The organism is Pseudonocardia sp. ICBG1293 (assembly GCF_020131355.1).
Taxonomy (GTDB): Bacteria; Actinomycetota; Actinomycetes; order Mycobacteriales; family Pseudonocardiaceae; genus Pseudonocardia.
On sequence record NZ_JAHLEL010000038.1, the window covers coordinates 56,782 to 70,959 of the forward strand.

Annotated in this window: 13 protein-coding genes; 11 read left to right on the forward strand and 2 right to left on the reverse strand. The window is 74.2% G+C overall.

The features are described from left to right. Window positions 1-80: 80 nt before the first annotated feature. Window positions 81-1,337 (reverse strand): isochorismate synthase MenF, encoded by a 1,257-nt coding sequence (locus tag KPF47_RS13960; RefSeq protein WP_224389239.1) that lies wholly within the window; start codon window positions 1,335-1,337, stop codon window positions 81-83. A gap of 96 nt (window positions 1,338-1,433) precedes the next feature. Between KPF47_RS13960 and KPF47_RS13965 the strand changes: the two genes are divergently transcribed. Continuing rightward, a complete protein-coding gene (locus KPF47_RS13965) occupies window positions 1,434-1,928 on the forward strand; it encodes a DUF3592 domain-containing protein (protein ID WP_224389240.1) in 495 nt (164 codons plus the stop codon). Between the two features lie 27 nt (window positions 1,929-1,955). On the opposite strand, the gene KPF47_RS13970 is transcribed toward KPF47_RS13965, so the two are convergent. Beyond that, window positions 1,956-2,798, reverse strand: coding sequence for an inositol monophosphatase family protein (locus tag KPF47_RS13970; RefSeq protein ID WP_224389241.1), 843 nt, complete (start codon window positions 2,796-2,798; stop codon window positions 1,956-1,958). 168 nt (window positions 2,799-2,966) lie between these two features. Here KPF47_RS13970 and KPF47_RS13975 point away from each other — a divergent pair, with 168 nt between their 5' ends. The 10 genes from KPF47_RS13975 to KPF47_RS14020 all read left to right on the forward strand — a co-directional run bounded on the left by KPF47_RS13975 (window position 2,967) and on the right by KPF47_RS14020 (window position 14,169). Next, complete coding sequence (locus KPF47_RS13975; RefSeq protein WP_224389242.1) at window positions 2,967-4,127, forward strand: glycosyltransferase family 1 protein; 1,161 nt, start codon at window positions 2,967-2,969, stop codon at window positions 4,125-4,127. 61 nt (window positions 4,128-4,188) lie between these two features. Continuing rightward, window positions 4,189-4,764, forward strand: a complete 576-nt coding sequence (locus KPF47_RS13980) for a hypothetical protein (protein ID WP_224389243.1) — start codon at window positions 4,189-4,191, stop codon at window positions 4,762-4,764. Between the two features lie 30 nt (window positions 4,765-4,794). Then, a complete protein-coding gene (locus KPF47_RS13985) occupies window positions 4,795-5,487 on the forward strand; it encodes a demethylmenaquinone methyltransferase (RefSeq protein WP_224389244.1) in 693 nt (230 codons plus the stop codon). A gap of 854 nt (window positions 5,488-6,341) precedes the next feature. After that, window positions 6,342-6,707, forward strand: coding sequence for an NADH-quinone oxidoreductase subunit A (locus KPF47_RS13990; protein WP_062397987.1), 366 nt, complete (start codon window positions 6,342-6,344; stop codon window positions 6,705-6,707). Between the two features lie 7 nt (window positions 6,708-6,714). Beyond that, window positions 6,715-7,422, forward strand: coding sequence for an NADH-quinone oxidoreductase subunit B family protein (locus KPF47_RS13995; protein ID WP_308015395.1), 708 nt, complete (start codon window positions 6,715-6,717; stop codon window positions 7,420-7,422). Beyond that, on the forward strand, window positions 7,419-8,261 hold the full coding sequence (locus tag KPF47_RS14000; protein WP_374108845.1) for an NADH-quinone oxidoreductase subunit C: 843 nt from the start codon (window positions 7,419-7,421) through the stop codon (window positions 8,259-8,261). Before KPF47_RS13995 ends, KPF47_RS14000 begins: the two co-directional genes overlap by 4 nt. Beyond that, a complete protein-coding gene (locus KPF47_RS14005) occupies window positions 8,258-9,613 on the forward strand; it encodes an NADH-quinone oxidoreductase subunit D (protein WP_224389245.1) in 1,356 nt (451 codons plus the stop codon). The genes KPF47_RS14000 and KPF47_RS14005 overlap by 4 nt, the downstream gene beginning before the upstream one ends. Continuing rightward, window positions 9,610-10,377, forward strand: coding sequence for an NADH-quinone oxidoreductase subunit NuoE (gene nuoE, locus KPF47_RS14010; protein ID WP_224389246.1), 768 nt, complete (start codon window positions 9,610-9,612; stop codon window positions 10,375-10,377). Before KPF47_RS14005 ends, nuoE begins: the two co-directional genes overlap by 4 nt. A 4-nt stretch (window positions 10,378-10,381) precedes the next feature. After that, the gene (gene nuoF, locus KPF47_RS14015) at window positions 10,382-11,731 is read left to right on the forward strand and encodes an NADH-quinone oxidoreductase subunit NuoF (RefSeq protein WP_224389247.1); all 1,350 of its coding nucleotides are present in this window, start codon (window positions 10,382-10,384) and stop codon (window positions 11,729-11,731) included. Then, on the forward strand, window positions 11,728-14,169 hold the full coding sequence (locus tag KPF47_RS14020; RefSeq protein ID WP_224389248.1) for an NADH-quinone oxidoreductase subunit G: 2,442 nt from the start codon (window positions 11,728-11,730) through the stop codon (window positions 14,167-14,169). Before nuoF ends, KPF47_RS14020 begins: the two co-directional genes overlap by 4 nt. Window positions 14,170-14,178: the final 9 nt, after the last annotated feature.

Sequence of the window (14,178 nt, forward strand, 5' to 3'; positions counted from 1 at the left end):
TCCCGGTCCCGGTCCCGGGCCCCGGGCCGCGGCGGGGGATCCGCCGTCGCGTCCCCCGCGGCCCCGGCTCGGGCTCGGGCTCAGCCCTCCAGGGACTCGCGGACCGCGCGCATCTTGGCGGCGGCCTCGCGGACCTCGCCGTCCGGCTCGGAGTCGGCGACGATCCCGCACCCGGCGAACAGCCGCGCGGTGCGGCCGTCCAGCTCCGCGCAGCGCAGCGCGATGCCCATCTCGCCGGCACCCCCGGCGTCGACCCAGCCGACCGGGCCCGCGTAGCGGCCGCGGTCGAGCCCCTCGATCTCGGTGATCAGCGCCGTCGCGTCCGGGGTCGGGGTACCGCCGACGGCTGCCGTCGGGTGCACCGCGCCGATCAGCGTCAGCAGCGACGCCGGCCGGGCCGGGTCCAGGCGGGCGTGCACGTCGCTGGACAGGTGCGACACGTTCGGCAGGGTCAGCACCGACGGCGCGTCCGGCACGTGCAGCTCGGCCACCAGCGGGCGCAGCGACGCGGCCAGCGAGTCGACGGCGTAGGCGTGCTCGCGCCGGTCCTTCGACGAGCCGATCAGCGCGCCCGCGGTGTCGGCGTCCGGACCGGACCCGGGCCACATCGTGCCGGCGAGGACCCGGGACTCCACGGTCCGCCCGCGCAGCCGCAGGAGCAGTTCGGGGGTGGCACCGACCAGACCGTCGACGGCGTAGCTCCAGCACGTCGGGTAGCGCCGGGCCAGCCCGCGGAGCAGGAACCGGGGGTCCAGCGGGCGGTCGGCGAGGGCGAGCAGGTCGTGCGCGAGCACCACCTTCTGCAGCTCCCCCCCGCGCATCCGCCCGACCGCGGCGGCGACGGCACCCCGGTACCGGTGCGCGGAGACCTGGCCGTCGGCGTAGCGCAGCCGGCCGCTGGGGCGTACGGGTGCGGGGACGGGCAGCGCGCCCGGCGCCTCCGGGGCGTCGGCGGGGCCGATCTCGGTGATCCAGGCGCGGTGCCCGCGCCGCCCGACGATCACCCGCGGCACCACGAGAACGGAGCCCGGGCAGCCGTCGGCGAAGGTGAACGAGGCGAACGCGAGGGCACCGGTGCCGGGGAGGCGGACGTCGTCGTAGCCGGCCGAGGTGTCGAGCCGGTCGACCACCCCGCGCCACCAGCGGTCGGCCTCGGCGAACCGCTCGGGCCCGGACGCGGTGAACCGGGCGACCTCGCCCCACCCGACCAGACCCTCGCCGTCGCGCACCCAGGACAGCGCCCCGGCGGCGCCGGGCAGCACGTCCAACAGCCGCCCGTCGAGCCGCAGCGGGCGGGTCCGGACGCGCAGCGCGGTGCCGGCCGGTGCGATGGTCACCCTTCGAGAGTAGACAACGTGCGCCGCGGGGGCGGGTGCGAGGGTGCGAGGCACCGGACACACCCGGGTGCCGGAGCGCTCCTAGAATCGGTCCCCGTGACCAGTCCGAGCGGCCGCCCGACCGGCGATGTGCTGACCGAGACCTCGGCCGTCGCGGCCCGGCTCCTCGGCCGGACGCGGTACCACCTGCCCGAGATCGTCCTGGTCGTCGCGCTGACCTGGACGCTGGTCGCGCTGGTGGGGCTGGGGGGTGCGTTCCTGGAGGACGCGGCGATCGACGGCAACCGGGGCACCACCGCCGCGACCGTGCTCGACGGCTCGGACTACTGGCGCACACTGGTCAGCTTCGTCGACGACGAGGGCCGCCTGCAGACCCCGGCCGCCGGCATCTCCTACCCGGTCGGGCTCACCCCGGGCGAGAACATCTACGTCGAGTACGACACCGCGGACCCGACGCACGTGCGCGTCGCGGGCCGCACCGCCGTCGACGGGATCCTCCCGGTCGCCGGGCTCGTCGCGGGCGGCTGGGTGCTGCTGGGCCCGCTCCACGTCTGGCTGCGCCGCCGCCGGGCCCGCACCGGCACCGTCTGAGGACCTCGGCACCGGCCCCGTCCGCTCTCACCCCCGCGAGAGGAGCCCGACCTCGGCGGCCACCTGCGGTGCGGCGACGAGCAGCCCGCCCTCCGGCAGCGGTGTCGACCGGCCGTCGCGGCCCAGCACCAGCGCGCCGGCCTCGGTGGCCAGGCACAGCGCCCCGGCGACGTCCCACTCGTGGTAGCGGGTCAGGATCGCGGCGACCGCGTTGCCCAGCGCGACCTGGGCGATCGCCAGCGCGGCCGAGCCGAGCACCCGCACGCCGACGTGCGCGGCGCGGGCGCGTTCGACGAACCCGGGGTCGGGGTCCTCCGCGCAGATCAGCGACCCGGCGACCCGGGTGGGGCGCCGCGCGGGCACCGGCACGCCGTTCGCCCGGAAGCCGCGCCCGCGGGCGGCGGCGTAGATCTGGCCGCGGCCCGGGTCGGCGACGACGCCCACGGCCGGGCCGTCGCCGTCCACCAGGGCCAGGCTGTAGGCGCACCACGGCAGGCCCGCGACGTAGTTCGCGGTGCCGTCGACGGGGTCGACGACCCAGCGCAGCGGGGCCGAGTCCGCGCCCGCGTCGGCGCCGAACTCCTCCCCGACGACCGGGCAGCCGGGGAACTCCGCGGCCAGCACCCGGCGGGTGTGCCGTTCCAGGGTGCGGTCGGTGTCGGTGACCCAGTCGAACGGGTTGGCCTTGGCGGTCGCGTCGAGCGACCCGGCGTGCTCGCGGCCTAGCGTCGCGGTGATCACCTCGGCGGCGTCGTTGGCCAGCCGGCCCGCCGTCTCCAGCGCGCGGGACAGCACGGTGGGGTCCACCGGCCGGGGGGACGGCACCGGGGGCGGCACGGTGTGTGGCGGGGTGTGGGGCACGGCCGTCATGCGACCCGAGTGTCCGGGCGGGTGATGTCGTGGCGACGACGCCCGGGTGTCCACCTCCTGCCGGACGTGCCAACTCGTGACCCGCCCACCCGATGTTCGCCCAGGGTTGGACGGCTGATCACGCCGGGGACCCGTCCCGCTGTCCCGCCCCCGTCACCGTTCCGGTCCGTGCGCGTCGCAATCGTCTCGGAATGCTTCCTGCCGGTGGTCAACGGCGTCACCAACTCGGTGCTGCGGGTGTGCGAGCACCTGCGGGCGGGGGGCCACGACGTCGTGGTGATCGCGCCGGGGACGGCCGGGCCGGACTCCCACGAGGGGATCCCGGTCGTCCGGATCCCGGCGGTCGAGCTCCCGGTGGTGAACTCGATGCCGGTCGGGGTGCCCAGCAGACGGATCCTGACCGCGCTGCGCCGGTTCCGGCCCGACGTGGTCCACCTGGCGGCACCGTTCGTGGTCGGGGCACGGGGGCTGGCGGCGGCCCGGCGTCTGGGGGTGCCGACGGTCGCGGTCTACCAGACCGACGTCGCCGGCTTCGCCTCCGCCTACGGGCTCGGTCTGACCGCCCGGGCCGCGTGGCGCTGGACCTGCCGGCTGCACGGCATGGCCGACCGGACGCTCGCACCGTCGAGCTGGGCGACCGGGGCGCTGCGCGAGCGCGGCGTGCCGCGGGTGCACCAGTGGGCGCGCGGTGTGGACACCCGCCGGTTCACCCCGTCACGGCGCAGCGACGCCTGGCGCTCCGAGCTCGCCCCGGGCGGCGAGCGGCTCATCGGGTTCGTCGGCCGTCTCGCCCCGGAGAAGCAGGTGGAGCGGCTCGCCGTACTCGGTGACCTGCCCGGGACGCGGCTGGTCGTCGTCGGCGACGGGCCCAGCGCCGACGGGCTGCGCGAGCGGCTGCCCTCGGCGGCGTTCCTCGGGCACCGCGGCGGCGACGAGCTCGCGCACCTCTACGCCAGCCTCGACGTGTTCGTGCACACCGGACAGGCCGAGACGTTCTGCCAGGCGGTGCAGGAGGCGCTCGCCTCGGGGGTCCCGGTGGTCGCGCCCGACGCGGGCGGTCCGCGCGACCTGGTGCTGCCCGGCCGTACCGGTTACCTCGTCGCTCCCCGTCCCGAGGGGGGCGAGCCCGGCGACCCGGCCACCGACGCCGCCGACCGCGAGCTGGTCACCGCGGTCACGGCACTGTGCGAGCCGCAGCGCAACCGGGAGTTCGGGCTCGCCGCCCGCCAGTCGGTGCTGCGCCGGACCTGGACCGCGGTCGGCGACGAGCTGCTCGCCCACTACGGCGACGTGCTCCGCGCGGCGGCCCCGGAGCGCGTCGCGGCCTGAGCGGGCCGGCCTGCGTAGTCGTGCGGATCCGTGGTGGCGGCCCGGCGGGGACGGTGAACCCATGAGCCGCACCGTCGTCGTCGCACCCCGTGGTGAGCTCGCCGCGGTCGACACCTCCGCCACCGTCCGTCTGATGTCGAGCCTGCTCGACCCCGATCCCGCGGTCCGCGGCGCCGCGCGGTCCGAGACCCTCGCTGCGCCGCACCGCCGGATGCCGCCGGTGCTGTTCGCGCTGTCGGAGAACCTCGTGGCCGAGGGCGAGATGGCCGAGGCCGCGCGCTGGTTCTACGCGGGCCAGCTGCGGGCCCGCTACGACGCCTGCCGGTGCACCGACACCACGGCCGCCCAGGCGCTGGCCGTGCTGCGCGACCGGTTCGGTGAGCCGGTCAACCGCTGGGCGTTCGCCGACCCGGCCCGCGTCCGCCGTGCCGCCGTCCGCGCCGTCGCCTGGGACCGCTCGGCCCCGCACGACTACGACCACCGCTGGATCGCCCTGCACGGCATGGGCGCCTTCACCGGGGCCGGCACCGGGGTCAGCACGCCGCAGGCCGAGTGGGCGGGCGTCGCCGCCCGGGTGCGTGCCGAGTACCTGAGCGGTCTGCGCGAGGTGCTGCGCGAGCAGTTCGGCCGGCGGTGAAGCGGTGGTCGGGTCGCTAGGCTGGGGTGCGTGTCCCGCGCCGAGCTCGACAAGAACCCGACCGACGTCGCCCGCATGTTCGACGGCGTCGCCCGGCGCTACGACCTGACCAACACCGCGCTGTCGGGCGGGCAGGACCGCTACTGGCGGGTCCAGACCCGCCGGGCCCTGGGGCTGCGCCCGGGGGAGAAGGTCCTGGACCTGGCCGCGGGTACCGCGGTGTCGACCGTCGAGCTCGCGAAGGACGGCGCCTGGTGCGTCGCCGCGGACTTCTCCCTCGGCATGCTGCGTGCGGGCGCCCGCCGCGCGGTCCCGAAGGCCGCCGCCGACGCACTGCACCTGCCCTTCGCCGACGGCAGCTTCGACGCCGTCACCATCTCCTTCGGCCTGCGCAACGCGAACGACACCGTCGCTGGCCTGCGTGAGATGGCCCGCGTGACCCGCCCCGGCGGCCGCCTGGTCGTCTGCGAGTTCTCGACGCCGACCTGGACCCCCTTCCGCGTGCTCTACCAGAACGCGGTGCTCGGCCACGCCCTCCCCACGATCGCCCGCACGGTCTCGTCGAACCCCGAGGCGTACCTCTACCTGGCCGAGTCGATCCGGGACTGGCCCGACCAGCCGGCGCTCGCCGACAAGATCGCCGACGCCGGCTGGGAACGCCCCGCCTGGCGGAACCTGACCTTCGGCGCCGTCGCGCTGCACCGGGCGTACAAGCCGGCCTGACCCGCCGCTCCCGCCACCCCTGCCGTTCCAGCCCCCGGCCGCCCCGGCCGCCCCCGCCGTTCCCGCCGGCCCGCCCCCGCCCTCCGCAGGGCGGCCCCCGGAGTCGAGTCCCGGGGCCCGGGACCCACGGATCCGCTTACCCGGTAAGCGATTCGTCCCGACACTCCCTCGGCCTAGGGCCCCGTTCCGTCGCGGACCGGCTCCCGACCGCACCGCGTCACGGATTCGCGCCCTCCCCGGGACCTCGTGCCGCGGGCTTGCGCGATCCGCCCTCCCGGACGAGGAATCCGGGAGGGGGGAGGAGCTGTATCCGCTTACCGGGTAAGCGGATTCCGCGGCAGGAGGCGTCGGGGCCGGAGCCGGCGGGGGTGCCCGGCGGCCCGGCGGGCCTGCGGTGGCGGCGTGCGGGACGCAACGTCCGGCCGCGTCCGCGGCTCGGCCGCCCGGGTCCGCGAGCGCCGCCCGGGTCCACGAGCACCGCCCGGCCCGATCCGTGAACACCGACGGTCCCGACCGGCGAGCGCCGGCGGACCGATCGTCACCACCCGGTGACGCCGTGTCGAAGCGCGTTGCGCCGCAGGGAGTCCCGCGCCATCGCCCGATCCGCCCACGCGATCACGGCGGCGCCGTCCTACACTGCTCGCGCAGTTCGTGAACTTTTTCACAAGGGTGGTGCGGGCCACGCGGTCCGGAGCGCGCCGACCTGCACGGATGCGGATCACATGTGACCCGCGCCCCGTCACAGGTAAGGCTCGCCTGGGTTCTTGGTCACAGGGGACCGGACATAAGGTCGCCGCGACCGGCTCGTCGATCACCACCAACGACGGTGGCGCCGCGACAACGAAGGTGTAGGAATGCTCGATCCCTATCTCCCGCTCGTCCTGCTGTTCGTGTTGGCGGCGGGCTTCGCGGTGTTCTCGGTCGCCTCCGCGCCGTTGATCGGTCCGCGCCGGTTCAACCGGGCCAAGCTGGACTCCTACGAGTGCGGTATCGAGCCCTCGCCGCAGCCGGTCGTCGGCGGCGGACGCGTGCCGGTCGCCTACTACCTCACGGCGATGCTGTTCATCCTGTTCGACATCGAGCTGGTGTTCATGTACCCGTACGCCGTCGTCGCCGACGCGGTCGGTGTCTTCGGGTTCGTGGCCATCACGCTCTACATCGCCACGATCGCCTTCGCGTACGCCTACGAATGGCGTCGCGGCGGGCTCGAGTGGAGCTGAGGCTGTCATGGGACTCGAGGAGAACCTCCCCAGCGGCGTCCTGCTGACCAACGTCGAGAAGCTGGTCAACTGGACCCGGAAGTCGTCGCTCTGGCCCGCCACCTTCGGCCTGGCCTGCTGCGCCATCGAGATGATGACCACCGGCGCCCCGCGCTACGACCTGGCCCGGTTCGGCATGGAGGTCTTCCGGGCCTCGCCGCGCCAGGCCGATCTGATGATCGTCGCGGGCCGGGTGAGTAACAAGATGGCGCCGGTGCTGCGTCAGATCTACGACCAGATGCCCGAACCGCGCTGGGTGCTCGCGATGGGTGTGTGCGCCAGCTCCGGCGGCATGTTCAACAACTACGCGATCGTCCAGGGCGTGGACCACGTCGTGCCGGTCGACATGTACCTGCCCGGCTGCCCGCCGCGGCCGGAGATGCTGATCGACGCGATCCTCAAGATCCACGCAAAGATCATGGACGAGCCGCTCGGCCCGAAGCGTGCCGCCGAGCTCGCCGAGTCCGGGTACCGGACGCCGATGGTCCCGTCCTCGGTCAAGTACGCGCCGAAGCACAAGCAGCTCGGGGCGCTGCGGACCACCCACACCCCCGACGTCCCGAACTACCTGGAGCCGGGCTCGCAGCCCAAGCCGGCCCCGAACGCGCTCGCGCCGGGGGAGACCCTGGAGCTGCCGTCGCTGGCCGACGCGGCCCGCGGAGGTGACGCGAAGTGACCGAGCCGACCGGTACGTCCAAGGACGGGGCCGAGCCCACCGGCGGCGCGCACTCGTCGTCGCAGGAGAGCGGCGCAGCGGTCGAGGAGCAGCGCGCGGCGGGCGGCGAGGCCCCCGGCGACCTGGCGGGCCCCGGCGACGCGCTGGGCGGCGCCCGCCCCGCGCAGAAGATGACCGAGACGCGCACGCGCTCGGGCATGTTCGGCGTCCGTGGCTCCGGCGACACCTCCGGCTACGGCGGTCTGCGCCTGCCCGGCTGGGCCCCGGCGCCGGCCGAGCGGCCCTTCGGCGGCTGGTTCGACGAGTTCGCCGACGAGCTGGGCGCGGCGCTCGACGAGCGCAGCATCCCGCGGTCCGCGATCGAGCAGGTCACGATCGACCGCGACGAGATGACGCTCTACGTCGAACCCGCCCGGCTGCACGAGGTCGCGCGCACCCTGCGCGACGACCCCGGCCTGCGTTTCGAGTTCTGCTCCGGTGTGTCCGGTGTGGACTACTCGGCACCGGACGGCGCGCCGGTCGACCGGCCGCTGCACGTCGTCTACCACCTGCTGTCGATGACCTACCGGCGCCGGGTGCGGCTGGAGGTCGCCCTCGATCTCGAGAACCCGCACGTCATGAGCGTCGTCGACGTCTACCCGACGGCCGACTGGCACGAGCGCGAGACCTGGGACATGTACGGCGTCGTCTTCGACGGCCACCCGGCGCTGACCCGGATCCTCATGCCCGACGACTGGGACGGCCACCCCCAGCGCAAGAGCTACCCGCTGGGTGGCATCCCGGTGGAGTACAAGGGCGCGGAGATCCCCCCGCCCGACGAGCGGAGGGCCTACTCGTGACGACCGACGCCGATCCCACCACGAACCCCGCGACGCCGGACCCGTACGCCGCGACCGGCCGGGAGACCACCGAGGGCACGGTCTACACCGTCACCGGCGGCGACTGGGACGACCTGCTCGAGGTCGAGCACGACGACCGCATCGTCATCAACATGGGCCCGCAGCACCCGTCGACGCACGGCGTGCTGCGCCTGGTCCTGGAGCTGGAGGGCGAGACCGTCACCCAGGGCCGCGCGGTCATCGGCTACCTGCACACCGGTATCGAGAAGAACTGCGAGTACCGGACCTGGACCCAGGGCGTCACCTTCGTGACCCGCGCGGACTACCTGTCCCCGCTGTTCAACGAGGGCGCCTACTGCATGGCCGTGGAGAAGCTGCTCGGCGTCGAGGTCCCGCAGCGGGCCGAGCACCTGCGGGTGCTGCTCTGGGAGCTCAACCGGATCGGCTCGCACCTCGTCGCGCTGGCCACCGGCGGCATGGAGCTGGGCGCGCTGACCGGCATGACCTCCGGCTTCCGCGAGCGCGAGGAGGTGCTCCACCTGCTGGAGTTCCTCACCGGCCTGCGGATGAACCACGCGTTCATCCGGCCCGGCGGGCTCGCCCAGGACATGCCCGAGGGCTGGCAGGACAAGGTCCGCGACTTCCTGAAGGTCATGAACTCCCGGCTGCCCGACTACGACCGGCTGCTCACCGGCCAGCCGATCTGGCGCCAGCGCCTGGAGGGCGTCGGCTACCTGCCCGTCGACGGCTGCCTGGCCCTCGGCGCGTCCGGGCCGATCCTGCGTTCGGCCGGGCTGGCCTGGGACCTGCGCAAGCACATGCCGTACTCGGTCTACGACCAGTACGACTTCGAGGTCCCGACGGCCACCGAGGCCGACTGCTACGCCCGCTACCGGCTGCGCGTCGCCGAGATCCACGAGTCGCTGCGGATCATGGAGCAGGCCGTCACGAAACTCGACGACCTCGGGCCGGGCCGCGTCATGGTCGACGACCCGAAGGTCGCCTGGCCGGCGCAGCTGTCGGTCGGCAGCGACGGCATGGGCAACACCCTCGAGCACGTCCGCAAGATCATGGGTCAGTCGATGGAGTCGCTGATCCACCACTTCAAGCTGGTCACCGAGGGCTTCCACGTACCGCCGGGGCAGGCCTACGCGGCCGTCGAGTCCCCGCGCGGCGAGCTCGCGGTGCACGCCGTGTCCGACGGCGGCACCCGCCCGGTCCGCATCCACGTCCGGGACCCCAGCTTCGTGAACCTGCAGACGATGCCCGCGATGAGCGAGGGCGGCCAGGTCGCCGACGTCATCGCGGCCGTCGCCTCGATCGACCCCGTGATGGGAGGTTGCGACCGATGACGGTCCCCCCGCAGGAGAAGAGCCCGGTCTGGCCGGTCTTCGACGAGCTCACCCGGTCACGGACGGCGGAGATCATCTCCCTCTACCCCGAGCCCCGCTCGGCGCTGCTGCCGCTGCTGCACCTGGTGCAGTCGGTCGAGGGGTACGTCAGCCCCGACGGCATCCGCTACTGCGCGGAGGCGCTGGAGCTGACCACGGCCGAGGTCGCCGCGGTCGCGACGTTCTACACGATGTACAAGCGCACCCCGTGCGGTGAGCACTTGGTCAGCGTCTGCACGAACACCCTGTGCGCGGCGCTGGGCGGCGACGACATCTACGCCCGCCTGCGCACGCGGCTGGGTACCGAGGACCGTCCGCTGGGCCACGAGGAGACGGCGGGCGAGCCCGGGACCACCGGCTCGGTCACCCTCGAGCACGCCGAGTGCCTCGCGGCCTGCGACCTGGCCCCGGTGCTGCAGGTCAACTACGAGTACTTCGACAACCAGACCGTCGAGTCCGCGGTGGAGCTCGTCGACGCCCTGCGCCGCGGGGAGCGTCCGCAGCCGACCCGCGGGGCACCGCTGACCGACCTGCGCACCGTCGAGCTGGAGCTGGCCGGGTTCACCGACGACGCCGCCACCGTCGACACGACCGCCCGCGTCGAAGGCCCGTCCGGCGCGGTCGAGTCGGTGCGCGGGGCGCGGATGGCGCAGGAGAACGGCTGGACCGCCCCCGCGCTGCCCGACGAGCCGCCGGCGATGCCCGCGCTACCGGAGAAGAAGTGATCGCATGAGCACCACCGAGCCCGTGCGCAAGCCGGACCCGATCACGCCCGTCCTGACCAGGCGCTGGCTGTCGCCGCGGTCCTGGTCGATCGACACCTACGAGCAGCTGGAGGGCTACACCTCCCTGCGCACCGCGTTCGCCGCCCACCCCGACCAGCTCATCGCGCTGGTGAAGGACTCCGGGCTGCGCGGCCGCGGCGGTGCCGGGTTCCCCACCGGCATGAAGTGGGGGTTCATCCCGCAGGACGACGGCAGCGGCACGGGCCCCGGCGCGAAGCCGAAGTACCTGGTCATCAACGCCGACGAGGGCGAGCCGGGTACCTGCAAGGATATCCCGACGATGATGGCCGACCCGCACGCGCTCATCGAGGGCTGCATCGTCACCAGCTACGCGATCCGCGCCAACTTCTGCGCGATCTACGTCCGCGGTGAGGCGCTGCACTGCATCCGCAGGCTGCGCGCCGCCGTCCGCGAGGCGAAGGCCAAGGGCTACCTCGGCCGCGACATCCTCGGCTCCGGGTTCGACCTGGAGATCGTGGTGCACGCCGGCGCGGGCGCCTACATCTGCGGCGAGGAGACGGCGCTGCTCGACTCGCTCGAGGGCCGCCGCGGGCAGCCCCGGCTCAAGCCGCCGTTCCCGGCGACCGCCGGCCTCTACGCCTGCCCGACGGTGGTCAACAACGTCGAGACGATCGCCAGCGTCCCCGCCATCGTCAACGGCGGCGCGGCCTGGTTCCGCTCGATGGGCCGTGAGCGCTCGCCCGGCCCGAAGATCTACTCGGTCTCCGGCCACGTCGAGCGTCCCGGACAGTACGAGGCCCCGCTCGGCATCACACTGCGGGAACTGCTCGAACTCGCCGGCGGGATGAAGGACGGGATCCCGCTGAAGTTCTGGACCCCGGGCGGCTCGTCGACACCGCTGTTCACCGCCGAGCACCTCGACGTCCCGCTGGACTTCGAGGGCGCGGCCGAGGCCGGCTCCATGCTGGGCACGACCGCGGTACAGGTGTTCAACGAGACCGTGTCGGTGCCGTGGGCGGTCATGAAGTGGACCGAGTTCTACAAGCACGAGAGCTGCGGCAAGTGCACCCCGTGCCGGGAGGGCACGTACTGGCTGGTGCAGGTGCTGCAGCGGATGGTGCGCGGCGAGGGCACCCCGACCGACATCGACACCCTGGTCGACGTCTGCGACAACATCCTCGGCCGTTCCTTCTGCGCCCTCGGCGACGGTGCGACGAGCCCGATCACCAGCGCCGTGAAGTACTTCCGCCAGGAGTTCCTGGACCTGATCGCCGACCAGCCGGACGTCGAGCGCCCGGAGCAGCTGGCCGCACTCACCGGAGCGAGCGCATGACCCTCACACCGGAGCGGAACGCCACCGAGGACACACCCGTCCCCGAGGGGCACGTCCGCCTCACCATCGACGGCCAGGTCGTCGACGCCCCCCAGGGCGAACTGCTGATCCGCACCTGCGAGCGCCTCGGCATCGTGATCCCGCGGTTCTGCGACCACCCGCTGCTCGACCCGGCAGGCGCCTGCCGCCAGTGCCTGGTCGAGGTGGAGATGGGTGGCCGGCCGATGCCGAAGCCGCAGGCCAGCTGCACCATGACCGTCGCCGACGGGATGGTGGTGAAGACCCAGCACACGTCCGAGCGGGCCGACAAGGCACAGCAGGGCGTGATGGAGCTGCTGCTCATCAACCACCCGCTGGACTGCCCGATCTGCGACAAGGGCGGTGAGTGCCCGCTGCAGAACCAGGCGATGGCGCACGGCCGGGCGGACTCGCGGTTCGTCGAGAAGAAGCGGACCTTCCCCAAGCCGCTGCCGATCTCCAGCCAGGTCCTGCTGGACCGCGAGCGCTGCGTGCTCTGCCAGCGCTGCACCCGGTTCTCCGAGGAGATCGCCGGCGACCCGTTCATCGACCTGCTCGAACGCGGCGCGAACCAGCAGATCGGGATCGCCGAGGACCAGCCGTTCCAGTCCTACTTCTCGGGCAACACCATCCAGATCTGCCCGGTCGGCGCGCTGACCAGCGCCGCCTACCGGTTCCGGTCGCGTCCGTTCGACCTGCGCTCGACCCCGGGCGTCTGCGAGCACTGCAGCTCCGGCTGCGCCTCGCGCACCGACTCCCGCCGCGGGACCGTGCTGCGCCGGCTCGCCGGCAACGACCCGGAGGTCAACGAGGAGTGGCTCTGCGACAAGGGCCGCTTCGCCTTCCGCTACACCGGTAGCCAGGGCCGCATCACCCGGCCGATGGTCCGGCGCGCGGACGGCACGCTGGAGGAGGCCTCCTGGACCGAGGCGCTGCAGGTCGCCGCGGACGGGCTGCTCGCGGCCCGTGCGGGCGGCGGCATCGGCGTCCTGCCCGGTGGCCGGCTGACCGTCGAGGACGCCTACGCCTACGCCAAGTTCGCCCGCGTCGTCGCCGGCACCAACGACGTCGACTTCCGCGCCCGCCCGCACTCGGGGGAGGAGCTGGAGTTCCTCGCCGCGCACGTCGCCGGCGGGACGGTCGAGGACTCGGTGACGTTCGAGCGGGTCGAGAACGCCCCGGCGGTGCTCACCGTCGGCACCGACCCCGAGGAGGAGTCGGGCATCGTCTTCCTGCGTCTGCGCAAGGCGTACCGGAAGCGCGGGCTGCGCCACTTCCAGGTCGGTCCGTTCACCAGCTACGGCGCCGAGAAGACCGGCGCCACGGTGCTGCACGCGGTGCCCGGCGCGGAGGCCGCGGTCGTCGCCGACCCGGGGGCCGACGTCGTCGCCGCGCTGGAGCAGCCGGGCGCGGTGATCCTGGTCGGCGACCGGGCGGCGGAGTCGCCGGGCCTGTACTCGGCGGTGTCCGCGCTCGCCGCCCGCACCGGCGCGGCGATCGGCTGGCTGCCGCGCCGGGCCGGGGACCGCGGCGCGGTCGAGGCGGGCGCGCTGCCCACCCTGCTGCCGGGCGGCCGGCTCGTCACCGACGCCGCCGCCCGCGCCGAGCTGGAGCAGGCCTGGGGCGCCCCCGTCCCGGCCACCCCCGGCCGCGACGGCGACGCGATCCTCGCCGCCGCCGCGTCCGGCGAGCTGGCGGCACTGGTCGTGGGCGGGGTCGACCCGCAGGACATGGCCGACCCGACCGCGGCGATCACCGCGCTGCGCGAGGTGGGGTTCCTGGTCAGCCTGGAGATCCACACCTCGGCGGTCACCGAGCTCGCCGACGTGGTCCTCCCGGTCGCCCCGGACGCCCAGCGCTCCGGTGCCTACGTCAACTGGGAGGGGCGCCGCCGCGAGTTCGCCGTCGCGCTCGACGCGACCGGCGTGCTGCCGGACTGCCGGGTGCTCGACACCCTCGGCGTCGAGATGGACGCGGACCTGTTCACCCAGACTCCGGCCGCGGCGGCCGGGGAGCTGGAGCGGCTCGGCTCGCGCCGTCCCGGCGGCGTCGCACCGGACCACACGGCGGGCCGCCCCCGGCGTCCCGGCCACGGCCAGGCCGTCCTCGCCACCTCGCGCCAGATGATCGACGACGGCAGCCTCCAGATCGACGAGCCCGCGCTCGCCGGCACCGCGCGACGGCCCTACGTGAAGGTCAACGCGGCCACCGCGGAACGGCTCGCGCTGGTCGAGGGGGCCGAGGCGACGGTGCGCACCGACCGCGGGGCGATCACCCTGCCGGTCGCGCTGACCGACCTCCCCGACGGCGTCGTCTGGCTGCCGACCTGCTCGCCCGGATCGCACGTCCGCCCCACCCTCGGGGTGGGCCACGGTGACCTCGTGACGGTCGGCCCGGCCGGGAACGGAAGCGCGTCGTGAACCTGTCCC

What these genes read in the sequence shown, in the direction of transcription:
- KPF47_RS13990 (WP_062397987.1), top strand. Translation starts at nt 6,342, where the DNA reads ATGCTCGATCCCTATCTCCCGCTCGTCCTGCTGTTCGTGTTGGCGGCG.
- nuoF (WP_224389247.1), top strand. Translation starts at nt 10,382, where the DNA reads ATGAGCACCACCGAGCCCGTGCGCAAGCCGGACCCGATCACGCCCGTC.
- nuoE (WP_224389246.1), top strand. Translation starts at nt 9,610, where the DNA reads ATGACGGTCCCCCCGCAGGAGAAGAGCCCGGTCTGGCCGGTCTTCGAC.
- KPF47_RS13995 (WP_308015395.1), top strand. Translation starts at nt 6,715, where the DNA reads ATGGGACTCGAGGAGAACCTCCCCAGCGGCGTCCTGCTGACCAACGTC.
- KPF47_RS13980 (WP_224389243.1), top strand. Translation starts at nt 4,189, where the DNA reads ATGAGCCGCACCGTCGTCGTCGCACCCCGTGGTGAGCTCGCCGCGGTC.
- KPF47_RS13970 (WP_224389241.1), bottom strand. Translation starts at nt 2,798, where the DNA reads ATGACGGCCGTGCCCCACACCCCGCCACACACCGTGCCGCCCCCGGTG.
- KPF47_RS14020 (WP_224389248.1), top strand. Translation starts at nt 11,728, where the DNA reads ATGACCCTCACACCGGAGCGGAACGCCACCGAGGACACACCCGTCCCC.